Consider the following 20846-nt stretch of genomic DNA (forward strand, 5'->3'; position numbering starts at 1 on the left):
CCTCGGTCTCGGAACTGGCAGCCGGTGGCCCCAGGCCGGCCTCGCGCTGGAGATCGCGGTCTGGCCGGCGCTGGCCCTGCTGCTCTATGCCACCTTCACCCAGGTGCCGCTGCGCTCGATGGCAGCGGCTTTCGCCGATGGTCGATTTCTCGCGTCTGCGCTGGCCGGCAACTTCCTGATCATGCCGGCCCTGGTATGGCTCGTGCTGCAGTTCACCCCCGCCGACGACGCGCTGCGGCTGGGACTGCTCCTGGTGCTGCTGGTGCCGTGCACCGACTGGTTCATCACGTTCACGCAGTTGGGTCGCGGTGACACTCCGGCCGCGATCGCGCTGACGCCGGTGAATCTCCTTCTGCAGTTCCTCCTCCTACCTGCCTACCTGTGGCTGATGGCCGGTACCCGGATCAGCGCCGCACTGGACCTCGCCGACCTGTGGCCGGCGCTGCTCGTGGTGCTCGGACCGCTGCTGGCTGCGGTGCTGACCGAGCCGGCGCTGCGCCGGCGCCGTGATGGTGAGCAGATCCGGAACATCCTGGGACACGCCCCGGTGCCCCTGCTGGGATCGGTCATCTTCGCCGTCGCCGCGGCCCACACCGATGCCGCGCTCGGGGCCGCCCACCTGGTGCCGGTCGTCGTCACCGTCGCCGCAGTCTTCCTCGCCGGCGCACTGGTGGTGGCCAGGATGAGCACCCTTCTCGTGGGCCTCGCTCCCGGCGAGGGGTCGCACGTTGGCCTTCACCCTGGCCACCCGGAACTCGTTCCTGGTGCTACCGGTGGCACTGGCGCTTCCGCCCGGGTGGGAGGTGGTGGCGCTGGTGATCGTGATCCAGGCGCTGGTGGAACTGTTCGGCATGATCGCCTGCCTGTGGCTGGTGCCCCGGCTGTTCCCCGACCGCTGACCCGGTCCCCTACCCGAACACCGCCACGCCGAGTCGATCCCGCAGCGCCACCACGGCTTCACGCAGTTCGGCCCCGCCCTCCACCCGGTAGGACAGCGGGATGCGGGCCAGCCACTCCGCGGCGTACATGTACGGGTCGCTGGTGGTCCCGCTCAGCAGGCACCCCTCGGCATGGTCATCGAGGCGGCCCATCGCCGGATGCGCCCACTGCTTCACTTCGTCCTGCGTATGGTGGAAGACCACCCGCGTCTCGAACGGCCAGCCCAGGCCGAGATTCTCTTCCAGTTCGGCCACGGGGTCCAGGTCCTGGCGCGGTTCGAACGTGAACGTGCCGGGCTGCACCTTCAAGATCCGGTCCACCCGGTAGGTGCGCACCGCGCGCACGTGGTGGGCGAAGCAGAGCAGGTACCAGCGCCCGAAGCGCACCACCACCGACCACGGGTCCACGTCGGCGTCCCACTCCCGGTCCGGGTTGCTGCGGTAGGTGATCCGGGTGCGCTGGTGCGCTGCAGCAGCGGCGATCAGCGCACTGGCGATGGCGGGGTCAGCCTGGGCCTGATAGGGATCCGGTGCAGCCGCGGCATGGGCGCGCATCTCCCCGGCCTGGCGGCCGATCGCCGGGGGTAGCGCCCGGATCACCTTGCCCAGCGCCTGGCCCACCGCGTCGTCGTCATCGGTGGCGGTGGGGTGGCTGTCCAGCACCGCCATCACCAGCGCGAGCGCCTCGAGTTCGGTGAACGTCACCGGCGGCAGCCGGGTGCCGCGGCCCAGCCGGTAGCCGCCGTAGCGGCCGCGGGTCGCTTCCACCGGGGATCCCGGCCTCGCGCAGGATGCCGATGTAGCGCCGGGCGGCGCGTTCGCTGACATCCAGCCGCTGGGCCAGCTCCTCGGCGGTCACCCCCGGGCGGGCGTGCAGGATTTCCAACGCGCGCAACGCACGGGCGGTGGGGCTCAGGTCGGTCATCGGACCACGGTAGTACGGCATCTAAAGAAGGCGGAAGCAGATCGTCCGGAATGGCTTCTACGGTGGTAAGCAACGAAGGAGGAGTCATGGAACAACTCACCAATGCCGCACTCGGCTTGCACGTGGTGCGCACCCCGACCGACCCACCGGAGTGGGACCTGATCCGGCCGCAGAGCGCGTCGGCCCGCCACTCCGGACGTCGCCGCAGGCGCGGCACCCGCTCGGCATGAGCGGGGCCCGGTTGTGACCGATCTCACCGACCGGGACCTGGCCGGCGCCAACCTGGAGCGGGTGAATCTGCGCGAGGCCCACCTGACCAGGGTCCGGTTCACCGACGCCCGGATGCGCTCGGTCGACTTCTCCGGCGCGGACATCCGCGGGTCGCTATTCGCCGGGACCCGGGTGCGCGGTGCCGAGCTGGTCGACGTCACGATCGATGGTGAACTGCGCAACGTCGTGATCAACGGCGTCGACGTCGGCCCCCTCATCGAGGCGGAACTCGACCGGCGCGAGCCCGAGCGCACCCTCCTGCGGGCCAGCACTCCGGAGGAGTTCGGCCGGGCCTGGACCACCCTGGAGCGCCTGTGGCAGGGCACCATCGAACGCGCACGCACCTTCGATGCCGAGATCCTGCATCGCAGCGTCAATGAGGAGTGGTCCTTCATCCAGACCCTGCGCCACCTGAACTTCGCCAACGCCGCCTGGGTGGATCGGATGATCCTGGGCGAGCTCTCCCCCTGGCACCCGCTCGACCTGCCCTGGGACGAAGCGCCCGGCTGGGACGGAATCCCGTGGGACCGCCAGGCCCGTCCGACCCTGGACGAGGTGCTGGCGGTCCGGGACCGGCGCACACCGCCTCGGTGCGCCGGGTGATCGAGGACCTGACCCCGGAGCAGTTGGAGGCGACGGTGACCCGCACCGAACCGGGCTGGCCGCAGGCGGAGGACTTCCCGGTCAGGACCTGCCTGTGGATCGTGCTGGTCGAGCAGTGGGAGCACCGGCGGTACGCCGAACGTGACCTGGATATTCTGGCGAACGAGGAGGGATGAGCATGGACATCGTGTTGATCGCCGGGCTGTGGCTGGACGCGAGCGCCTGGGACGAGGTGGCCGGCGAACTTCGACGACTCGGCCACCGCCCGCACCCGGTGGCGCTCCCGGGGCAGACCAGCGGCTCCGCCGGGCAGCAGGCCACGCTCGCCGACCAGGTCGAGGCAGTGCTGCAGGCGGTGGACGCCGCATCCGGTCAGGTGCTGGTGGTGGGGCACTCGGCCGCGTGCACCCTGGCCTGGATCGCGGCCGATGCCAGGCCGGAGGAGGTCGCCACGGTCGCGTTGATCGGCGGCTTCCCCGGCCGCTGACGGCGGCACCTACGCCGACTTCTTCGAACCCACCAACGGGCAGGTTCCCTTCCCCGGCTGGGAAGCCTTCGAGGGCCCCGACTCCGCCGACCTGGACCAGGCTGCCAAGGACCGTTTCAGCGCAGCGGCGATCCCGGTTCCGGGCACGGTGACCAAGGGGGTGGTGCACCTGCGCGATGAGCGCCGCTATGCCGTGCCGGTGGTGCTGGTGTGCCCGGAGTACAGCGCCGAGGACGCCGAGGCGTGGCTGAGGGCCGGTGAGATGCCCGAACTGACCAAGGCCGAGCAGGTCACCTTCGTCGACATCGACTCCGGGCACTGGCCGATGCTGACCCGGCCCGGAGAACTCGCGCAGATCATCTCGACCCTGACCGGGTAGGTCCCTAGGCGCGCGGTAGCGTGATCGCGTTGGCCACCGCGCGCCGCCGGAGGCGTTCCAGTAGCAGTATCCCTGCCGCGACCAGGGCACCTCCGGCGGGAATCGCCACCGCGGGGGCCAGATCCAGCCACGGACCGGGTACGAGCGCCGTGAGGACGCCGATTCCGGCGATGAGTGCCGCCAGCACCACCCCGCTGACCACCGGCCGGGTCACCATCACCCGGAGCAGGTCACACCGGACGACCGCCCACGCCACGGCCACGAGAACCAGGAGCACGATCCCCATCGGGGCCAGCGGCAGCCCACCTCCACCGAAGGCCTGCACCACGGCGCCCAGGAGCATGCTGACCCCGGCGTACAACAGGAGGGACGGTAGCCAGACGCCCACCCACTGGGACCCACGCAGCCTGTCGGTGTCGGGCAGGTCGAGTGCGGCCGCATAGGTCGCGGGATCACCGAATACCTCATGGATGTCACCGCCGTGCTCAGCCATGTGGGAGTCGACCTCGGCCATGGCGGCACCGATGTCCGCGCCGCTGACATCGCGGAGCCGCAGCTCGGTCATCGCCCGGGCCGCCCAGTGGCGGTCGACGTGGGGAATCCGGTCATACAGTTCATCGATCGAGGTGCTCATGCCGGCGCCCCTTCCTTGGCGAGCAACGTGGTGGTGATCTCGGCGAACCGGTGCCAGCGCTCGGCATCGGTCTGCAGTCGCTGCACGCCGGTCTCGGTCAGGACATAGACCTTCCGAGCCGGGCCGTTCGCGCCGGCAACCCAGTCGGTGCTGACCAGCCCGTCCCGTTCGAACCGGCCGAGCAGCGGGTAGAGCGTGCCTCCCCCGATGCTGCCCAGGCCGGCTTCCTCCAAGTGCTGGGTGATCGCGTAGCCGTGCAGTGGTGCGTGCCGCGCGATCACCTCTAGCGCGCACAGCGGAAGCGGGCCGCGAAGCCACTGCGCGGGCCACTCCTGGGTCGACGGCGTCGCCATCCCGCTAACGTAAAGCAACCTAGGTTGCTATGCAAGTTAGATGGCATTGCTCATCACCTTGCCGGCGTCCGCGATCGAACCCTCAGTCCTCGATCGTTGACGGCGGCACGCCGAGCGCCTCGATCGCGGACCAGATCTGCGCGGGCACCTCCGTGGCCAGCAACCGATCCAGTTCGACCAGCCGCTGCGGTGAACGCACGCCCACCACCGTGGAGGCGATGTGGGGGTTGCGGGCCGAGAACGCCAGCGCGGCCGCCGCGCTGGGCACCCCGTGCGCGGTGCAGACCTGCTGGAGCCTCTCCAGCCAGGCCAACAGGGCCGACGGCGCAGCCTGGTAGGCGTAGGTCGCCCCCTCCCGCGGGCCACCGGCGAGCAGCCCGCCCCCGTAGGGAGCGGCGTTCAGGACCGTCATGCCCGCGGTGGCCGCCTCGCTGATCAGGTCCGCTGCCGAGCGGTCCACGAGGGTGTAGCGGTTATGGGTGAGCAGCACGTCGAAGGCGCCGGTACGCACGAACTCGGTGAGCATCGAGGTGGGTCCGGCGGCCACGCCGATCGCACCGATCGCGCCCTGCTCACGCAGTTCCACCAGACCCTGTACCGCACCCCCGGTGCCCATCGCCTCGGCGAAGGTGATGGTGTACGGGTCGTGCAACTGATACAGCGGCAGGGTGTCCAGCCCGAGCCTGGTGATGGACTCCTCGAAGGAGCGCATCACCCGATCCCGGTCGAAGACGCCGGTACCGGGCTCTGCGTCAGCCTTGGAGACGATCTGCTTGCCCGCCGGCACGCCACCGGCCTCGGCGATCGCCTTCCCCAGGATGAGTTCGCTGCGGCCCCCGCCATAGGCGTTGGAGGTGTCGATGAGCGTGTGCTCACTGCCCAGCAACGCCACGGCAGCACGCACCTGCGCGGCCTCGGATTCGGCGTCGTCCGGTTGCCCCAGCCCGGAGGTGCCCAGCGTGATGGCGGACGGAGTGGCCAGGGTCGGAATGTCGGGAGGCACCGGTGCAGACCTTTCGTCGTGGGAGTACGGCACCGGCCAGTCTGCCAGCCCGACCCCGAGCGCTGCCGTCATCAGACGGGCGCGACAAACTAGTACAGTCACCGCTGTATAGTCATCGGGTGCTGACTATTGCCGACCATCTCGACGTCATGAACCGGGTGGGCCGGGCCATGGCGGACCCGACCCGGTCCCGGATCCTCATGACGCTTCTGGACGCGCCGAGCTACCCGGCCGCGCTGGCCCGCGATCTCCGGCTGACCCGCTCGAACGTGTCCAACCACCTCACCTGCCTGCGCGACTGCGGCATCGTCGTCGCCGAACCGGAGGGCCGCCGGACACGGTATGAGATCGCCGATCCACACCTGGCCCGCGCCCTGACCGTCCTGATCGAGGTGACGCTGGCCGTCGATGAGGACGCACCGTGTATGGATTCCGCCTGCCCCGTCCCCGACTGCTGCGCCGCGAGGACCTCATGACCGCTGCGGTCACCGCAGCGCGCCGCACCACCCTCGATCGCCGCGTGCGCTTCATCGTCGCCTTCACCATCACCTACAACGTCCTGGAAGCCATCGTCGCGATCTGGGCCGGCGCCCGTGATCACCGACTCGGTGCTCTCCCTGACCGGAACCCCGGACGTCGACTCCTCCCCGTTGGGTATCGGCATCGCGGCTCTGAGCCTGATCGTGATGCCGGCGCTGGCCTGGCTGGAGCACCGAACCGGCCGTGAACTCTAGTCCAAGAGTGTGATGGCCGATGCCAGGCAGCTGGTGCTCTGCGTCTACCTGTCCGGCACGGTGTTGATCGGTCTGCTGCTCAACACCCTGTTCGGCTGGGCTTGGGCCGACTCCGTCGCGGCCTTGGTGGTCGCCTTCCTGGCGATCCGTGAGGGCATCGAGGCGTGGCGCGGGGAGGTGGAGTCGCCCGTCGAGGTCCTGGAGGAGATGAACCGCGACGAACCGGCCGACCACACACGCCGTCAGCGCGACTGAGGCGGCGGAGCAGCCGGCTCCCTCCTGACCCGGCGGGAGCTCATGCGGCGTCGTGGCTGCTGAGGGGACGGGAGCCCGACGTCGATCGCAAGAACCCGCTCGAGTAGGTTCTCCGAGCACCTACTCGCCGGTCACGATCGGGCAGTCAGATCCGGTCGCGGCCGTCGAGGCGGCGAATGGAGAGTACCGTCGCAATGGCTGCCTGGGCTGCTTCGGCTCCCTTGTCCTCTCGCGAGTCGGGCAGCCCCGCCCGGTCCAGGGCCTGCGCCTCGTCGTCGGTGGTGAGCAGTCCGAAGCCGACTGGCACACCGGTTCGTACCGTGACGTCAGTGAGGCCGTTCGTCGCGGCTTGACAGACGTAGTCGAAGTGCGGGGTCTCCCCCCTGATCACGACGCCGAGCGCGACGACTGCGTCCGCGCCGGCCCGAGCGGCGGCGGCAGCAGCCACCGGGAGTTCGAACGAACCGGGAACCCGCAGGAGAGTCGCGACAGCACCGGCCTCGTGCGTGGCGCGGAGGGCTCCGGCGATGAGGCCCTCCATGACCGTGGCGTGCCACTGCGCGGCGACCACCGTGACCGTGAGGCCTGCGCCGTCGGGTGTGACGGTAGGCGCTCCCGGACCGCTCATGACAGGTCCTCCGTGGCGTCGGTTCCGCGTTCGGCGGGGCGGGGAGTGGTTGTGCCACCCATGCGGGCGTCCAGACTCGGCAGATGATGGTTCATGGCCGTCCTCTTGGTTTCCAGGTAGCGATGGTTATGGGGCGTGTGACCCACGTCGAGCCCGAGCGCGGCGCTGACCTCGATACCGGCGTCGGTCATGCCGGTGACCTTGGCGGGGTTGTTCGTGAGCAGCCGGATCCTGCGCATCGTGAGGTCGGTGAGGATCGCCGCGGCCGCGCCGTACTCGCGCGCCTCGGCGGGATGGCCCAGCCTGAGGTTCGCCTCGATGGTGTCGGCCCCGGCATCCTGCAGTGCGTACGCCGCGATCTTCGGGAGAAGCCCGATGCCGCGGCCCTCGTGACCGCCGAGGTAGATCACCGCGCCGCCTTCCTTGGCAACCCGGGCCATGGCGGTGCGCAGTTGCTCCCCGCAATCACACCGCGCGGATCCGAGCGCATCCCCGGTGCGACGACACTCCGAGTGCAGGCGAACCAGTGGGTCCGGGCGCGCGGCGGTGCCGCCGTCATGAATCGGGCCGGGTGCGGTGAGGGCGAGGTGCTCATCCCCGGTGCGCAGGTCCGCATAGGCGTGAACGTCGAATACGCCGTGCGGGGTGGGCAGGCGGGCGGTCCCGCGGGCGCGGACCCGGTTCGAGGTGTGTGCCGGTGCCGGAACCGCAGGCCGACCCTCGGCACTCCGGTAGGCGATGAGGTCTGCGATCGTGAGTAGGGCGAGGCCGTGGCGCCGCGCCAGAACCGCCGCCCGGGCACGGTTGGTCATCGTGCCGTCGTCCTCGACGAGTTCGGCGATGGCTGCCACGTCACCGACGCCGGCGAGGCGGCACAGGTCAACAGCGGCCTCCGTGTGTCCGGGCCGCTCCAGGACGCCGCCGGGTAGGGCGCGCAGCGGGAGGACGTGACCGGGCCGGATGAGGTCGGCTGGACCGGCGGTCGGGTCGGCGAGCACTCGCAGGGTCGTTGCGCGATCCGCCGCTGAGATGCCGGTGCCCACGCCGCCGGAGGCATCGACGGACACGGTGTACGCCGTGCCGCGTGGATCCTGGGTGCGGCGCACCATGACCGGCAGCTCCAGGTGGTCGGCCCGGTGCTCGGGAAGCGGGGCGCACAGGTAGCCCGAGGTGTGCCGGATGGTCCAGGCAACCCATGTGGTGGTGGCCGTCGCCGCGGGAAGGACGACGTCGACCTCGTCCTCCCGGTCCCGGTCGTCGGCCACGAGAACAGGGCGCCCGTCGCGCAGGCACGCCAGAGCGGCGTCGACGCGTTCCCGGTGCGCTGAAACCGCGCCACCCGAGGGCACCGATCGCGCAGGAACCTTCGCGACACTCACACGTCAGCCCTCACCGAGAGTAGGCGTGCGACGTACTTGGCGACGACGTCGACCTCGAGGTTGACCCTGTCCCCCCGAGCCAGCGTACCGAGGGTGGTCCGCTCCAGAGTTGTGGGGACGAGCGCGACTCCGAAGGCCTCGTCGCCGGCCCACGTCACCGTGAGCGATACCCCTTCGACGGTGATGGATCCCTTCTCGGCCACATACCGGGCGAGGGCGACGGGCATCCCGAGGTCGACCTCGTCCCATCGGGGGCCGGGTCTGCGCTGCAGGACCGTGCCGACGCCATCGACGTGCCCCTGGACGACGTGGCCGCCCAGCCGAGCATCCACGCGAACTGCGCGTTCGAGGTTGACCGGGTCGCCGGGCGCCAGCGAACCGAGGGTCGTCCGGCGCAGCGACTCGGGCATGACGTCGGCGGTGAAGCCGCGCTCGTCCAGTTCGGTGACAGTCAGGCATGTCCCGGAGACCGCGATGGAGTCGCCGGTGCGCAGGTCCTCGAGGACGGTGGTCGCGGTGACAGCGAGAACGGCGGCGCCGTCAAGATCGGTCCGGTCGTCAACGGTTCCGACCTCCTCGACAAGTCCGGTGAACATCGCCAGAACTCCTCAGGCTCGTCGGGTGACGACGAGGATGTCCTCACCCAGGTGTTGTGCGTCGGTCGTGTGTCGGCGGTGCGCGTCAGCGAGGGTTGACACACCGAGGTCGGGGACGGCGGCCGGGCCCGCTCCGAGCAGGACCGGCGCGACGTAGCTGTGCAGTTCGTCCACCACGCCGGCGCGCACGGCGGCCCCGAGGAGGGTCGGGCCGCCCTCGATCAGGACGCGGCGGGCGCCGACATCCCAGAGCCGCGCGAGGACCGAGGGGATGTCGCGTGTCGTGAGGTGGAGCCAGTCCCCCGGGCCGTTGCGGATCGCGGCTGAGGCGGGCACGGAACGATGGCCGACGGCCACCCGCAGCGGCTGGTGGTCTGCCAGCGTGCCGCCGGCCCGGCGTGCGGTGAGCGCGGGGTCGTCGGCGATGACGGTGCCTGTGCCCACGACGATGGCGTCCACGTCACCGCGCACCGCGTGGGCATGGTCGCGGGCGACCGGTCCGGTGATCCACTTCGAGGTGCCGTCCACCGCCCGACCCGGCCGTCCAGGCTGGCCGCCATCTTGCCCAGGACCCACGGCGTCCGACGCTCCACGGCGGTGACCCAGGCCTCGGTGAGTGCTTCGGCACCGCGGACGACGTCGTCGGGCACCTCCGCCTCCCGTGCGGTGCGAACCTCCAACCCCTGCGACCGGAGCCACTGTGCGCCACCGGCGGCGACCGGATCGGGGTCGCGGACCGCATACACGACCCGGGCGATCCCGGCTGAGAGCAGCGCCTGCGAACAGGGCGCGGTGCGTCCGCTGTGGTGACAGGGCTCCAGAGTGATGACGGCGGTCGCACCCCGGAGCGTGGAACGGTCAGCCGCCGCCATGGCTGCGGCCTCTGCGTGTTCGGTTCCGGCACCGTGGTGCCAACCCTCAGCGAGGACGGCGCCGGAGGAACCGATGATGACGCACCCCACGCGGGGGTTGCCACCGCGCTGCGGTCCCCGCCGAGCGAGCACGAGCGCGCGCTGGAGCGCCCGGTTGATAGCGTCGTCCGGCACCTGGTCTCCTCTTGCCTCGGTGTGAGCCGGGGTGCCTGAGGACGCACGATGCCACTGGCGCCGTCGTCGTTCGACGGCGGCGCCAACAGTGCTGCCTCCCATCCGGACTCTCACCGTCGGTCCCGGAGTTCCACCAGGTCAACCGCTTGTCATCAGACGCGCGGGTCGCGGACTGTCACCGCCGGCTCGGAATTTCACCGACCCCGGAGCACGTGTTGCTTGGACAGCAGCATGGCACACTTCCCAGGGACAGCCAAACCGCCGTGCACCGCGGCGCCGGCGTCATCAACCAGGTGGCAGCGCCCGGGCGGCGGACCGGGCCGCGCGCGGCAACGCCTCGAGGATGACGTCCACAGCGTTGTCGTCGTGTGCTGCGCTGAGGAACCACGCCTCGTACACGCTCGGCGGCAGGGCCACCCCCGCCTGTAGCATCGCCTGGAAGAATGCCGGATAGCGCCACGACTCCTGCGCCGTGGCACCGGCGTAGTCGTGGACGCCACCGGTCGCGGCGTCCGGACCGAAGAACACGGAGAAGAGGTTCCCGGCCCGGTTGACCACATGCGGCACACCCGCCGCGGAGAGGGCCTGCCCGGCAGCCTGCGCGATGACGCCCGCCACGCGGTCGACGTGCGCGTAGACGCTCGCGTCGGCGAGCCGGAGCGTCGCGAGCCCGGCCGCGGTTGCCAGCGGGTTCCCGGACAGGGTCCCGGCCTGGTAGACGGGCCCGGTCGGGGCAAGGAGTTCCATGAGTTCTGCACGACCCCCAACCGCGGCCAGCGGCATCCCGCCGCCGACGACCTTGCCGAACGTCATGAGGTCCGCGGCCCAGGACTCCTCGGCACCCTCGAGCCCCCACCAGCCCGCCGGACCGACGCGGAATCCGGTCAGCACCTCGTCGAGAACGAGGAGCGCACCGTGCTGCGCGGTGAGACGCCGCAGGGCCGCATTGAACCCGGCAGCGGGTGCGACAACGCCCATATTGGCCGGTGCGGCCTCGGTGATCACGCAGGCGACCTCCTCGCCGCGCTCGGCGAACACCGCTTCGATCGCGCCGATGTCGTTGTACGGCACCACGATCGTCTGTGCGGCGCTTGCCGCCGGGACCCCGGCGGAACCAGGTAGGCCGAAGGTCGCCACGCCCGAGCCGGCCTCGGCGAGCAGGGAGTCGACGTGACCGTGGTAGCAACCGGCGAACTTGACGACGAGGTCACGGCCCGTGGCGCCCCGCGCGAGGCGCACCGCCGTCATCGTGGCCTCGGTTCCGGTGGAGACCAGGCGCACCCGCTGCGCCGGGGGCACCCGTTCGCGGATGGTCTCGGCCAGTTCGATCTCACCGAGCGTGGGCGCACCGAAGGACAGCCCGTCAGCCGCGGCGTCCTGGACGGCGGCGACGACCTCGGGGTGCGCGTGACCGAGCAGTGCCGGCCCCCACGAGGCCACAAGGTCGACGTAGGTGCGTCCTTCGACGTCGGTGATGCGAGCACCGGACGCCGCGGCGACGAAGCGGGGGTTGCCGCCAACGGAGCCGTAGGCACGGACCGGGGAGTCCACGCCCCCGGGGATGACGCCGAGTGCCCGGGTGAACAGATCATCGTTCGTGGTCATTTCTCTCCTTGCTGTCCGGTGAGCCAGCCCGCCACCTCGGTGGCCCAGTAGGTGGCGATGATGCCGGCTCCCGCGCGGCGGATGGAGGTCAGCGTCTCGAGGATGGTGCGGCCCCGGTCCAGCCAGCCGTTCGCCGCGGCCGCCTCGACCATCGCCAGTTCGCCCGACACCTGGTAGGCGGCCACCGGGATGTCGACGGCCGAGGCGACGTCGGACAGAACGTCGAGGTAGCCGAGCGCCGGCTTGACCATGACGACGTCGGCGCCCTGCGCGAGGTCCAGAAGCGCCTCGCGCGTGCCCTCGGTGCGGTTCGCGACGTCCATCTGGTACGTGCGGCGATCGCCACGGAGCCGGGAGTCCACCGCCTCACGGAAGGGCCCTAGAAGGCGGAGGCATACTTCGCCGAGTACGCGAGGATGGCGGCGCTGGTGGCACCGGCCTCGTCCAGCGCGGCACGGCAGGCGGCCACCTGGCCGTCCATCATGCCGGACAGACCCAGAACATGTGCGCCGGCTTCGTGCTGGGCGAGCGACATCTCGGCGTACCGCTGAAGCGTCGCATCGTTATCGACCGAGCCGTCCGCCGCCAGCACACCACAGTGACCGTGGTCGGTGAACTCGTCGAGGCACAGATCGGAGATGATGACGACGTCCGCGCCGACCTCCTCCCGCAGCATCGCCAGACCACGGTTGGCGATCCCGTCCGGGTCAGTAGCGCCCGAGCCGTCGGCGTCGCGGACGGCGGGTACTCCGAACAGCATGATGCCGCCGACACCTGCAGCGGCGGCCTCGTGTGCCGCAGCGCGCAGTGAGTCCGCGGTGTGTTGGACGACCCCCGGCATCGAGGAGATCGGACGCGACTCCCTCGCGTCCTCGGCGAGGAAGACGGGCAGCACCAGGTCGGAGGGCGAGAGGCGGTGCTCGGCGACGAGTCGGCGCAACGGGGCGCTGGCACGCAGGCGCCGCGGGCGGTCGGCGAGCGGAGGCATGGGGGACATCAGTGGTCGGCTCCTGGGTCGGGGTGGCAGTGACGGAGTGACTGGGCGGCGGCAGCGATGAGGCCTGCCGGGGTCGCCTCGGGCGCGACGCCGCCGACCCGTAACCCGGCCTGCTCGGCGGCGCGCCGGGTGGGGTCGCCTATGACGGCGATGGCGGTGGAGGAGGGCGGCGGACCGAGAAGCGCCACGAGGGCGCGAACCGTTGAGCCCGCGGTGAGGAGGATCACGTCCGGCCACGGCTCGGTCAGCCGTGCCCGCGTGGCGGCGTCGAGGTCCGCGCCCCGGGTGGTGTAGACGTCCTGGCGGTCGACGTCCCAACCCCGCTCGCGCAGTCCCCGGACCAGTTCCGGCGCGGCGAGGGCGGAGCACGGCAGGATCATCACGCGACCGCCGCCGCCGAGACGGGGGAAGCCGGCCAGGAGCGTCCTGGCCGACTCCGGGGCGGTGGCACACAGGTGGGGCGGGTGCCCGATGCCGGCGAGCGCAGCCGCGGTGGCGGGGCCGACGACGGCCAGTCGGGTGCCGGCCGCAACGGCACGGCGAAGGCGCTCCCCGAGCGGTGCCCCGGTCCGGGCCGCGTAGTCCGCGAGCACCGAAACCGTGCGAGCAGAGGTGAGCACCAGCCACGCAGCACCGCCGAGTGCGAGGGCACGCTCCATCACGGTGTCGTGGGCCGGCACGGTCTCGGTGAGTGCGACGGTCACGGGCACGGCCCCGGCCTCCCGGACCGCGCGCGCGATCGGGTCCTCGGCGCCGGCCCGCGGGACGAGCACTCGCAGGCCCGAGAGCGGCGAGCCCGGAGCCGGGGAGTCACTGCTCACCGACGCCTCGGTCACGGGGTTGCCCTGGCGAGTTCGCCGGCACCCTGCCCGATGAGTTCGGTGCGAGTTCGTGGCCGAGCTCGCGAGCGCTCGCCAGCACATCATCACGCCGGCCCGTGAGGTCCACCGACGTCGTCCCGGACGAGCGCAGCACCCGACTACCGTCGATCGCCGCCGCAACCGCCTCGAGCCTGAGCGTCTCGCCCTCCAGGGTCGCGAGCGCACCGACGGGGGCGGCGCAGCCGGCCTCCAGACTGGCGAGGAGTTGGCGCTCGGCGGTGACTTCGATCAGGGTCGGCAGATGGTCCAGGGCCGCAAGGGCCCGACCCAGCGGCTCAGGCACCTCGACGCGGGTCTCGATGGCGAGCGCACCCTGACCGGGAGCCGGCAGCATCGCGACCGGGTCGAGGACGTCGGTCGCGCGGCCGGCGAGCCCGATGCGCGCGAGGCCGGCGAGCGCGAGCACGACGGCGTCGAGATCGTTCTCGGTGCGAGCAAGCCGGGTTGGGACGTTGCCGCGGATGTCGACGACGTCCAGGTCCGGGCGGGCGGCGCGCAGCTGGGCGGCTCGGCGGGGGGACCCCGTTCCGACACGGGCGCCTCGCGGCAGTGTGTCGAGGGTGCGACCCTCCCGTGCGCACAGCGCGTCCCGGGCATCCGCACGAACCGGGACGGCGGCGATCCGTAACCCCGGGGCAGGCGCCGTGGGGAGGTCCTTGAGCGAGTGGACGACGACGTCGACCGTCCCCGCACCCAGCGCCGCGCGCAGTGCTCCGGCAAAGACGCCGGCACCACCGAGCGAGGCGAGGGACTCGGTGCGGACGTCTCCCTCGGTGCGCACGATGCGCAGTTCGAAGGGCCCGGCGCCGGCGGCAACGAGGTCGTCCGCGACGCCTCCGGCCTGGGTCCGGGCGAGGTCGGAGCCCCGGGTGCCCAGCACCCAGGGACTCGAGTCGGAGGTGGCGCTCACAGTGCCACTGTCTCATCGGCAGGCCGTGCAGCCGCACGAAGGGCGGGCGCGCTGGCCGGGCCGCCCAGCATCGCGGCGAGCGACCGCGACCGCGTCACGACGGCGGGCAATCCCGTCCCCGCGACGAGCCCGCCGGCAAGGTGAAGGCCACGCCCGGCCATCGTCCGGGACAGGTCGAGCACCGCATCTCGAACGTGCGGATCAGCCGGAACGAGCGCTCCGGCGTGGCGGACCACCCTGCTGTCGCGCACCTGGTCGGCCCGAAGATCGGTGCCGAGCAGGCGGGCGGCGTCCGTGACGGTGTCGACGGAATCGGGGGGTGGTTCCTGCCCCGGCCGGCCGTAGGAGAGTCGGATCACATGCCGCCCTGGCCCGGCGGCCCGGGCGGCCCAGTCCCACTTCGCGGTGACGTGGGTCAGCGCTTTGGCCCCGGGCACCCCCTCTGCGGCAATGACTCCGCTACCGCGAGGGGCGTCGTCGAGTTCTGGAGCGTCGAGGAGTAGCGTGATGTGGGTCGTCGGCTGACCCGTCGTCGTCCGCAACGCGTGGGTGTCCACGTGCGGCTGTAGGAGCGCGAGGGTGGCGGCCCCGGACGTCGCCACGACGACGTCGTGCGCCTCCGGGACGTCCGTGCCGCCGGCGACCACGACCCGCCAGCGCCCGCGGGAACCGGACTCGATCGCGGCGACCGGGGCGCGTGTGAGCAAGGTGGCGCCGTGGGCGCGTGCGGCCTCCGCGAGGGCCTCGGCGAGGAGGTGCATGCCTCCGGTGACGGACGCGACGGCGGGCCCCTCGGGCAGGGTCGCGGCGACGGCGGCGGCAAGCGACCCGGTGCGCCGTAGCGCATCGCGAAGGCCCGGCATGACACTGTCGACCGGTAGCACCGACGGATCGGCGCCGTGGATCGCCGAGACCAGAGGCCGTACGAGGCGTTCGAGCAGCCCCTCGCCCATCCGAACGGTGATGAGCGTCGCGAGGTCGCGGGCGTCGGAGCCGGGGGTCGGGCCCAGATCGGCGTCCAGTGCCGCGCGTCGTGCCGCGGCCTCACCGATGGCGGCGACGACGTCGGGGGCGCTCGGGTCCGCGGGGATGCCGAGCATGGCGCGGGCCGGGGCACGGAAGGCGCCCTGTTCCGGGGTGACCAGCCACGAACCGTGCGCGGGCAGCTCCGTGGGCAGCCCGAGTTCGGCGCACAACTCGGCCACCGCGGGCCGCCGTACCGCGAACGCCTCCGGCCCGCGGTTGACGATCACACCGCCGACGTCGAGCGGACGCACGAGCCCACCGAGATGGTCGGAGGCCTCGACCAACGTGACCCGGCGTCCGCTGCGGGCCAGTTCCCACGCCGCCGTGAGGCCGCCGATACCGCCGCCGACGACGACGACGTCCACTGCATCCCTCATCGCGCGTGCGCGAGTTCGACGATGCGGGTGAGGACGGCGGGATCCGTCTCGGGAGGAACACCGTGGCCGAGGTTGAGCACATGCGCAGCGGCGGATCGCCCCCGGTCGATCACATCCTCCACGTGCCGCTGGAGCACGTCCCACGGCGCGGCGAGCAGTGCCGGGTCGATATTGCCCTGCACGACGTGTGGGGACCTAGTCGCCGGACAGCCTCGTCGAGGCCGATCCGGTGGTCCACCCCGACGACCTCAGCACCGGTGTCGCGCATGAGAGTGAGGATCTCCGAGGTGCCGGTCCCGAAGTGAACCCGCGGCACCAGGCCCTCGACAGCGGACAGGACGCGGGCGGAGTAGGGCGCGACCCGCTCGCTGTAATCGGTGACCGACAGCGAACCGGCCCACGAGTCGAAGAGTTGGACCGCGCGTGCCCCGGCATCGATCTGGGCGAGGAGGAACTCCGCGGTGCGGTCCGCCGCCCAGGTCATCAACCGGGCCCATGCGGCCGGGTCTGCGTGCATCATCGTTCGGGCGGCGAGGTGATCCCGTGAGGGCCGCCCTTCGACGAGGTAGGCCGCCAGGGTGAACGGGGCACCACCGAAACCGATGAGCGGGACCGGTTCACTCCCACCGTCGAGCTCGCGCACGGCGATGCCGACGCCCTCGCGAATCGCCGTCATGTCGCCGCCGGGTAGTGCGGTGAGGCGGTCGACGTCGGCGGCCGTGCGCACTGGCGAGCCGATGACCGGGCCCACACCCCGGACGATCTCGACGTCAACACCCGCCAGTCGCAGGGGGATGACGATGTCGGAGAAGAAGATCGCGGCATCCACGCCGTGCCGCCGCACCGGCTGGCAGGTGATCTCCGCCGACAACTCCGGCCGGAGACAGGACTCGAGCATCTCGGTTCCCTCCCGGACCTTCCAGTACTCCGGCAGGGACCGGCCGGCCTGACGCATGAACCACACGGGCAGTCGTTCCGGCCGGAGCCCGGAGTACGCGGACAACAGGGCGGAGGGGGTCGACGAGGGATCATCAGATGAATTCACTCAAGCATTGTGTCAAACCTCGCGGGGTTAGTTAACCTGCCAGAATGCCGCTCGCCATTCTCGCTGCCAACCACCACGACGTACCCCTGCCAGAACTCGAGAGACTCTCGGTCGGTGCCGAAGCCGCCGGGGCTCGCCTGGCCGCCCATCCCGCGGTCGAAGGTGTGCTCGTTCTCTCGACCTGCAACAGGGTCGAGATCTACCTCGAGCCGGCGGGGGCCGAGACCGACGCGATCGAGGCTGCCCGCCAGGCACTCGCCGAGACATCCGGGACATCGCGCGCACACGTCGCCGCCCGCACGTCCCACGCCGTCGGCCAGGAGGTCGTCAGGCACGTCTTCGAGGTGGCGGCGGGCCTGGACTCCATGGTCGTCGGTGAGCGGGAGATCGCCGGTCAACTTCGCCGCGCCCTGCAGTCCGCCCGCGCGGACGGGACGACGTCACCGACGCTCGAGGACGTCTTCCAGCGCGCCTCCCGGGCATCGCGCCGCATCGCCGTGTCCACCGACCTGGCCGCCGCCGGTCGATCGGTCGTGTCCGTTGCCATCGACCTCGCCTCAGCACGCACGTCGCGTGCGGGTTGTCCGCGGGAAGTTCCCGCCTGGAGCGACGCGGACGGACCGCGGGTGCCCGCCGGCACCTGGGCCGGAGAGCGCGCGCCGTCGTCGTCGGCACCGGCGCCTACGCCGGTGCGACCGTCGCCGCCCTGCGCAAGCGGTCGTGCGCCGACATCAGCGTCTGGTCCTCCTCCGACCGGGCCGAGGAGTTCGCGGCGAAGAACGCCGTCGTGCCCCTGGCCGCCGACGGTCTGGTCGCGGCACTCGCGACCGCCGACCTCGTCATCTGCTGCCGTGGCACGGGCACCCCGGTCATCGACGTCGAAACCGCCTCCGAGGCCCTGGCGATGAGATCGCCCGCGAGGACTCCCCTCGTTCTGGTGGATCTGGCCCTCCGTCGCGACGTCGCCGCCGGTGTGGCCGACCTTCCGGGTCTGGTGCTGCTGGACCTGAACACCGTACGCAGCCACGCACCGGCAGCGACCGACGGCCAGGTCCACCGCGCCCAGGAGATCCTCGCCAAAGAGGTCGAGGAGTTCTTCGGACGAAGGGCGGAGAGGGCCATGGACGATGTCGTCGTCGCCATGCGTGAGCACGTCGGTGGTGCGCTCGAGGCAGAGCTTGCCCGGCTACCGATGTCCGGTGTGGTGGACGCCGGCCAGGCGACGCAAGCCCTACGCCGGCTGGCCGCCAAACTCCTCCATGACCCCACTGTCGCCGCACGCGCAGCGGGCCGGGAGGGCCGCAGTCAACAGTTCATCGAGGCGCTGGCCCTCGTCACCGGCGTGCAGGTCCAGCGCGAGGACCCACTACCCCGGGACCGTCCGCGCCGCGCGACGGCCCACGACACGTGCGCCGCCGGAACCATGCCGGACGCACGCGCCCTGGTCTCCCCGAGCTGACCGTCCGCCTCGACCCGGCCGGACGCGACGGTACCGCGTGTCCGGCACGGAACCGGTCTCGCCGCAGCCGGACGCGACGGTACCGCGTAGCCCTTCGGTCCGTGGCTTCAGGTGGCGGCGTTGAAGTCCGCGTTGATCTTCAGGTCGTCGATCTCGCAGTCGTCGGTCTCGCAGAACGCCTCACCGATGGCGTCGATTGTCTCCATGTCGCCGTCGTAGATCGCATCGAGGAAGGCCGGGATGAGTTTCTTCGTGGCCGCCTCGTACTCCTCCCGGGTGATCTGGGTGTAGGGCATCTGCGGGTAGGTGAAATTGCCCTGCGGCAGGAACGAGGCGGTCTTGAGCCGGCCGGCGTAGTCGGTCAGGATGTCCCCGATCTGGTCGCCCTCGGACTCGGGGTCGAAGGACAGGGTCACCGAGACGGAGTTGTCCGACCAGTACCTCTGGGCCAGCGCGGCCAGTTCGGCCTTCTCCCGTAGGGACACGTCCTTCTCCGAGCGGCGGGCCGCGGACTTGACCGGGAAGAAGATCACGGTGGTGCCGGTCGGGTCCTCGCTGGCCGGCTCCACCCGGTACCCGGCGGCCTGGAACAGGGTGACCAGCGGGTCCTCGTTGCGGAACCGGATCGCCCGGTCGAAGTAGGTCCCGCCCGGGGCCCAGTGCACCCCCGGGGAGACCCCGGCCACGATGGACACGGTCCCGCTGGGCTTGACGGTGGTGGTGCGGATGGACTCGCGCACGGCGAGCTTCTCGGACAACTCCGCGTCCCAGGACCGGACCGCCCGGTAACCCTCATCCATCCACTCGACCAGCACCTCGGTGCTGTGGTTGTCCACGAAGTCGGCGATGCCCGACATCGAGGTGCCCACCCGCCGGTTGCGCTGCATCACCGCGTTGGTGCGCTCCCAGTGGGTGGACAGCAGCGTGACGATCTTGCCGTAGAGGAAGGCGATCCTGAGGGTGGCCAGGAAGTCCTCCTTGGACTCCGCGCGGGAGGGGAAGGACTCCACCAGGGTGCAGCACTCGAAGGACTCCAGGGGCTGCTCGGCGCAGGGGTTGTAGCCCATCACCCGGTGGTCCTTGTGGTCGGCGGGGTCGGCCAGACGCCCATAGGCACGGGTGGTGTCCAGCCAGATCACCCCGGGCTCACCGTTGCGGGAGATCGCCTCGGTGACGCCGGACAGGTCATCGCCGGAGTTGACCACCACGGAGTTGTTGCTCATCCAGGCCCAGCCAGGTGCCTGCGCGTCGTAGGAGTTGCGCTCGGGGAAGACCTCGGGGTTCTTCAGGTTGAGGAAGTCCGGGTCGTCCAGTTCCCCGAGCAGGATCTCGGCGGAGCGGCGCACGTTGCCGGCCACCACGCACACACCGATCAGGTTGCCGATGTCGGCGATGTCCCGGGTGGTCAGGGCCTGGCCGCCGCGGCCGTGCAGCACACCCCGGATCGCGGTGTGCAGCCGGTGCAGCGGCGCCGGTCCCGCGGCGGTGCCGCCGAAGGTCCTGATCGGTGCGCCCTTGGGGCGGATCTGGGCGTAGTCCATCGCCGGGAGCTCGGTGCCCTTGAGGTAGGCGTCGATCACCATCGCGGTGGAGTCCACCCAGCCCTCGCGGGTGTCGGGGATGGTGAACACCGGGGTGCCGGTCTCCACCACCGGGCGCAGTGCGCGTCCGTCGGCGTCGATCTCCAGGCCGGTGGCCGAGTCGTGCACCGTTGGGTCTGCGATGGTGAAGCCCTTCTTGGCCCCGCGGGTGTCGAAGCCCACCCCGACCCCGAGCATCGAGGCCTCCATGAGGAACGTGAACGGCGCCGAGGGGTCCTGCTCGGTCATGTCCTCGGTGGACACGAACGCGCAGTTCTGCAGCGGAGCCGAGTTGCCCACCTCGTTGACCAGCGGGGTTCCCATCACCCACAGGCCCCGGCCCGGCGGGGTCCACTTGAGCTGGAACAGCCGCTCGTAGGCGTCCTGGGCCATCTCCTGCGCCTCCGCCTCGTCCCAGGGCAGGCGCTGGGAGGTGTAGTGGTCCTTGAGGATGGAGAACATGCCCTCGACCACCCGGCTGCACACCTCGTGCCAGCGTTCCTTGGTGCCGTCCTCCCGCTGGCGCGAGTAGGTACGCAAAAAGGTGATCTCACCCAGGGAGTTGCCGGCGGCGTCGGCATAGCCCCACGGCACCTGCCGGGTGGCGTAGGAGTCGACGAACGTGGACGGGAGCTGGAAGGAGAACATCAGGTGAGTTGCTTTCTTCGGTGTGGCTGGGACGCGGCTGGGGCGTGAACGACATCAATGTAATTCGCTGGATGACCAACACTACACC

The 20846-nt window shown here is 71.1% G+C and carries 24 protein-coding genes, 6 pseudogenes and 1 riboswitch; of the genes and pseudogenes, 12 read left to right on the forward strand and 18 right to left on the reverse strand.

Translation table 11 applies throughout. The features are described 5' to 3' along the window. Positions 1–118 precede the first annotated feature (118 nt). Positions 119–478, forward strand: a pseudogene (locus ACRRRO_RS01315) (bile acid:sodium symporter); the annotation flags it as partial. Here ACRRRO_RS01315 and ACRRRO_RS01320 read toward each other — a convergent pair. Beyond that, the gene (locus ACRRRO_RS01320) at positions 368–748 is read right to left on the reverse strand and encodes a hypothetical protein (protein ID WP_434080936.1); all 381 of its coding nucleotides are present in this window, start codon (positions 746–748) and stop codon (positions 368–370) included. The pseudogene ACRRRO_RS01315 and the gene ACRRRO_RS01320 sit on opposite strands and share 111 nt — an antisense overlap. Here ACRRRO_RS01320 and ACRRRO_RS01325 point away from each other — a divergent pair. Then, positions 729–899 (forward strand): bile acid:sodium symporter, encoded by a 171-nt coding sequence (locus ACRRRO_RS01325; RefSeq protein WP_434080937.1) that lies wholly within the window; start codon positions 729–731, stop codon positions 897–899. The genes ACRRRO_RS01320 and ACRRRO_RS01325 overlap by 20 nt on opposite strands. Positions 900–908: 9 nt before the next feature. Here the strand turns inward: ACRRRO_RS01325 and ACRRRO_RS01330 are convergent, their stop codons facing one another. Together ACRRRO_RS01330 and ACRRRO_RS01335 are read right to left on the reverse strand one after the other, a co-directional pair. After that, positions 909–1706: a helix-turn-helix transcriptional regulator gene (locus tag ACRRRO_RS01330; protein ID WP_434080938.1), complete on the reverse strand. Its 798-nt coding sequence runs from the start codon at positions 1704–1706 to the stop codon at positions 909–911. Positions 1707–1764: 58 nt separating this feature from the next. Further along, positions 1765–1884, reverse strand: a pseudogene (locus tag ACRRRO_RS01335) (ArsR family transcriptional regulator); the annotation flags it as partial. Between the two features lie 65 nt (positions 1885–1949). Here ACRRRO_RS01335 and ACRRRO_RS01340 point away from each other — a divergent pair. The 5 genes from ACRRRO_RS01340 (at position 1950) to ACRRRO_RS01360 (ending at position 3602) form a co-directional block, all read left to right on the forward strand. Continuing rightward, on the forward strand, positions 1950–2093 hold the full coding sequence (locus ACRRRO_RS01340) for a hypothetical protein (protein ID WP_424788304.1): 144 nt from the start codon (positions 1950–1952) through the stop codon (positions 2091–2093). Positions 2094–2106: 13 nt separating this feature from the next. Beyond that, on the forward strand, positions 2107–2736 hold the full coding sequence (locus ACRRRO_RS01345; protein WP_434080939.1) for a pentapeptide repeat-containing protein: 630 nt from the start codon (positions 2107–2109) through the stop codon (positions 2734–2736). Then, on the forward strand, positions 2724–2912 hold the full coding sequence (locus ACRRRO_RS01350) for a hypothetical protein (RefSeq protein ID WP_434080940.1): 189 nt from the start codon (positions 2724–2726) through the stop codon (positions 2910–2912). The genes ACRRRO_RS01345 and ACRRRO_RS01350 overlap by 13 nt, the downstream gene beginning before the upstream one ends. Before the next feature lie 2 nt (positions 2913–2914). Then, the gene (locus ACRRRO_RS01355; protein WP_434080941.1) at positions 2915–3223 is read left to right on the forward strand and encodes an esterase/lipase family protein; all 309 of its coding nucleotides are present in this window, start codon (positions 2915–2917) and stop codon (positions 3221–3223) included. A gap of 148 nt (positions 3224–3371) precedes the next feature. Further along, on the forward strand, positions 3372–3602 hold the full coding sequence (locus tag ACRRRO_RS01360) for a hypothetical protein (protein ID WP_434080942.1): 231 nt from the start codon (positions 3372–3374) through the stop codon (positions 3600–3602). 4 nt (positions 3603–3606) lie between these two features. On the opposite strand, the gene ACRRRO_RS01365 is transcribed toward ACRRRO_RS01360, so the two are convergent. The 3 genes from ACRRRO_RS01365 to ACRRRO_RS01375 form a co-directional block, all read right to left on the reverse strand. Next, on the reverse strand, positions 3607–4236 hold the full coding sequence (locus ACRRRO_RS01365; protein WP_424797561.1) for a hypothetical protein: 630 nt from the start codon (positions 4234–4236) through the stop codon (positions 3607–3609). Further along, complete coding sequence (locus ACRRRO_RS01370; RefSeq protein ID WP_424797562.1) at positions 4233–4589, reverse strand: PadR family transcriptional regulator; 357 nt, start codon at positions 4587–4589, stop codon at positions 4233–4235. The genes ACRRRO_RS01365 and ACRRRO_RS01370 overlap by 4 nt, the downstream gene beginning before the upstream one ends. A gap of 82 nt (positions 4590–4671) precedes the next feature. After that, positions 4672–5664, reverse strand: coding sequence for an aldo/keto reductase (locus ACRRRO_RS01375; RefSeq protein ID WP_434080943.1), 993 nt, complete (start codon positions 5662–5664; stop codon positions 4672–4674). A 47-nt stretch (positions 5665–5711) separates the two neighbouring features. On the opposite strand from ACRRRO_RS01375, the gene cmtR reads away from it, so the two are divergent. From cmtR to ACRRRO_RS01390, 3 genes are all read left to right on the forward strand, one after another. Continuing rightward, positions 5712–6068 (forward strand): Cd(II)/Pb(II)-sensing metalloregulatory transcriptional regulator CmtR, encoded by a 357-nt coding sequence (gene cmtR / locus ACRRRO_RS01380; protein ID WP_424788310.1) that lies wholly within the window; start codon positions 5712–5714, stop codon positions 6066–6068. A 117-nt stretch (positions 6069–6185) separates the two neighbouring features. Further along, the gene (locus ACRRRO_RS01385; RefSeq protein WP_424797564.1) at positions 6186–6326 is read left to right on the forward strand and encodes a hypothetical protein; all 141 of its coding nucleotides are present in this window, start codon (positions 6186–6188) and stop codon (positions 6324–6326) included. Between the two features lie 12 nt (positions 6327–6338). Further along, on the forward strand, positions 6339–6581 hold the full coding sequence (locus ACRRRO_RS01390) for a hypothetical protein (RefSeq protein WP_424797565.1): 243 nt from the start codon (positions 6339–6341) through the stop codon (positions 6579–6581). A gap of 145 nt (positions 6582–6726) precedes the next feature. On the opposite strand, the gene ribH is transcribed toward ACRRRO_RS01390, so the two are convergent. From ribH to hemE, 11 genes and pseudogenes are all read right to left on the reverse strand, one after another. Beyond that, the gene (gene ribH, locus ACRRRO_RS01395) at positions 6727–7209 is read right to left on the reverse strand and encodes a 6,7-dimethyl-8-ribityllumazine synthase (protein ID WP_424788312.1); all 483 of its coding nucleotides are present in this window, start codon (positions 7207–7209) and stop codon (positions 6727–6729) included. Further along, positions 7206–8558 (reverse strand): 3,4-dihydroxy-2-butanone-4-phosphate synthase, encoded by a 1353-nt coding sequence (gene ribB, locus ACRRRO_RS01400; RefSeq protein WP_434081623.1) that lies wholly within the window; start codon positions 8556–8558, stop codon positions 7206–7208. Before ribB ends, ribH begins: the two co-directional genes overlap by 4 nt. Before the next feature lie 26 nt (positions 8559–8584). Continuing rightward, a complete protein-coding gene (locus ACRRRO_RS01405; protein WP_424797566.1) occupies positions 8585–9184 on the reverse strand; it encodes a riboflavin synthase in 600 nt (199 codons plus the stop codon). A 12-nt stretch (positions 9185–9196) separates the two neighbouring features. After that, positions 9197–9712 (reverse strand): RibD family protein, encoded by a 516-nt coding sequence (locus tag ACRRRO_RS01410; RefSeq protein ID WP_434080944.1) that lies wholly within the window; start codon positions 9710–9712, stop codon positions 9197–9199. A 242-nt stretch (positions 9713–9954) separates the two neighbouring features. Further along, positions 9955–10332, reverse strand: a pseudogene (locus tag ACRRRO_RS01415) (hypothetical protein); the annotation flags it as partial. Further along, positions 10317–10444: riboswitch (FMN riboswitch) on the reverse strand. (Overlaps the previous pseudogene by 16 nt.) Before the next feature lie 71 nt (positions 10445–10515). Next, entirely contained in the window at positions 10516–11835 is a 1320-nt protein-coding gene (gene hemL / locus ACRRRO_RS01420) for a glutamate-1-semialdehyde 2,1-aminomutase (RefSeq protein WP_424797568.1), read from the reverse strand. After that, positions 11832–12832: pseudogene (gene hemB, locus ACRRRO_RS01425) on the reverse strand (porphobilinogen synthase). The gene hemL and the pseudogene hemB overlap by 4 nt, the downstream one beginning before the upstream one ends. Next, positions 12832–13653 (reverse strand): uroporphyrinogen-III synthase, encoded by an 822-nt coding sequence (locus ACRRRO_RS01430; RefSeq protein WP_434080945.1) that lies wholly within the window; start codon positions 13651–13653, stop codon positions 12832–12834. Before ACRRRO_RS01430 ends, hemB begins: the two are co-directional and overlap by 1 nt. Beyond that, entirely contained in the window at positions 13643–14623 is a 981-nt protein-coding gene (hemC, locus tag ACRRRO_RS01435; protein WP_434080946.1) for a hydroxymethylbilane synthase, read from the reverse strand. Before hemC ends, ACRRRO_RS01430 begins: the two co-directional genes overlap by 11 nt. Next, the gene (locus ACRRRO_RS01440) at positions 14620–16026 is read right to left on the reverse strand and encodes a protoporphyrinogen/coproporphyrinogen oxidase (protein WP_424797572.1); all 1407 of its coding nucleotides are present in this window, start codon (positions 16024–16026) and stop codon (positions 14620–14622) included. Before ACRRRO_RS01440 ends, hemC begins: the two co-directional genes overlap by 4 nt. Continuing rightward, positions 16023–17071 (reverse strand): annotated as a pseudogene (gene hemE / locus ACRRRO_RS01445) (uroporphyrinogen decarboxylase). The gene ACRRRO_RS01440 and the pseudogene hemE overlap by 4 nt, the downstream one beginning before the upstream one ends. A 44-nt stretch (positions 17072–17115) precedes the next feature. Here hemE and ACRRRO_RS01450 point away from each other — a divergent pair. Both ACRRRO_RS01450 and ACRRRO_RS01455 read left to right on the forward strand, forming a co-directional pair. Beyond that, a pseudogene (locus ACRRRO_RS01450) lies at positions 17116–17517 on the forward strand (glutamyl-tRNA reductase); the annotation flags it as partial. Between the two features lie 134 nt (positions 17518–17651). Next, entirely contained in the window at positions 17652–18530 is an 879-nt protein-coding gene (locus ACRRRO_RS01455) for a hypothetical protein (RefSeq protein ID WP_434080947.1), read from the forward strand. 107 nt (positions 18531–18637) lie between these two features. Here the strand turns inward: ACRRRO_RS01455 and nrdJ are convergent, their stop codons facing one another. Next, entirely contained in the window at positions 18638–20758 is a 2121-nt protein-coding gene (gene nrdJ, locus ACRRRO_RS01460) for a ribonucleoside-triphosphate reductase, adenosylcobalamin-dependent (protein WP_424797575.1), read from the reverse strand. Positions 20759–20846: the final 88 nt, after the last annotated feature.

The organism is Sanguibacter sp. Z1732, from assembly GCF_051020515.1.
Classification (GTDB): Bacteria; Actinomycetota; Actinomycetes; order Actinomycetales; family Beutenbergiaceae; genus CALKWS01.

Coding starts and splice junctions, on each gene's coding strand:
- ACRRRO_RS01340 (WP_424788304.1), top strand. CDS start 1,950: ATGGAACAACTCACCAATGCCGCACTCGGCTTGCACGTGGTGCGCACC.
- ACRRRO_RS01355 (WP_434080941.1), top strand. CDS start 2,915: ATGGACATCGTGTTGATCGCCGGGCTGTGGCTGGACGCGAGCGCCTGG.
- ACRRRO_RS01365 (WP_424797561.1), bottom strand. CDS start 4,236: ATGAGCACCTCGATCGATGAACTGTATGACCGGATTCCCCACGTCGAC.
- ACRRRO_RS01370 (WP_424797562.1), bottom strand. CDS start 4,589: ATGGCGACGCCGTCGACCCAGGAGTGGCCCGCGCAGTGGCTTCGCGGC.
- ACRRRO_RS01375 (WP_434080943.1), bottom strand. CDS start 5,664: ATGACGGCAGCGCTCGGGGTCGGGCTGGCAGACTGGCCGGTGCCGTAC.
- ACRRRO_RS01390 (WP_424797565.1), top strand. CDS start 6,339: ATGGCCGATGCCAGGCAGCTGGTGCTCTGCGTCTACCTGTCCGGCACG.
- ribH (WP_424788312.1), bottom strand. CDS start 7,209: ATGAGCGGTCCGGGAGCGCCTACCGTCACACCCGACGGCGCAGGCCTC.
- ACRRRO_RS01405 (WP_424797566.1), bottom strand. CDS start 9,184: ATGTTCACCGGACTTGTCGAGGAGGTCGGAACCGTTGACGACCGGACC.
- hemL (WP_424797568.1), bottom strand. CDS start 11,835: ATGACCACGAACGATGATCTGTTCACCCGGGCACTCGGCGTCATCCCC.
- ACRRRO_RS01440 (WP_424797572.1), bottom strand. CDS start 16,026: ATGAGGGATGCAGTGGACGTCGTCGTCGTCGGCGGCGGTATCGGCGGC.
- nrdJ (WP_424797575.1), bottom strand. CDS start 20,758: ATGTTCTCCTTCCAGCTCCCGTCCACGTTCGTCGACTCCTACGCCACC.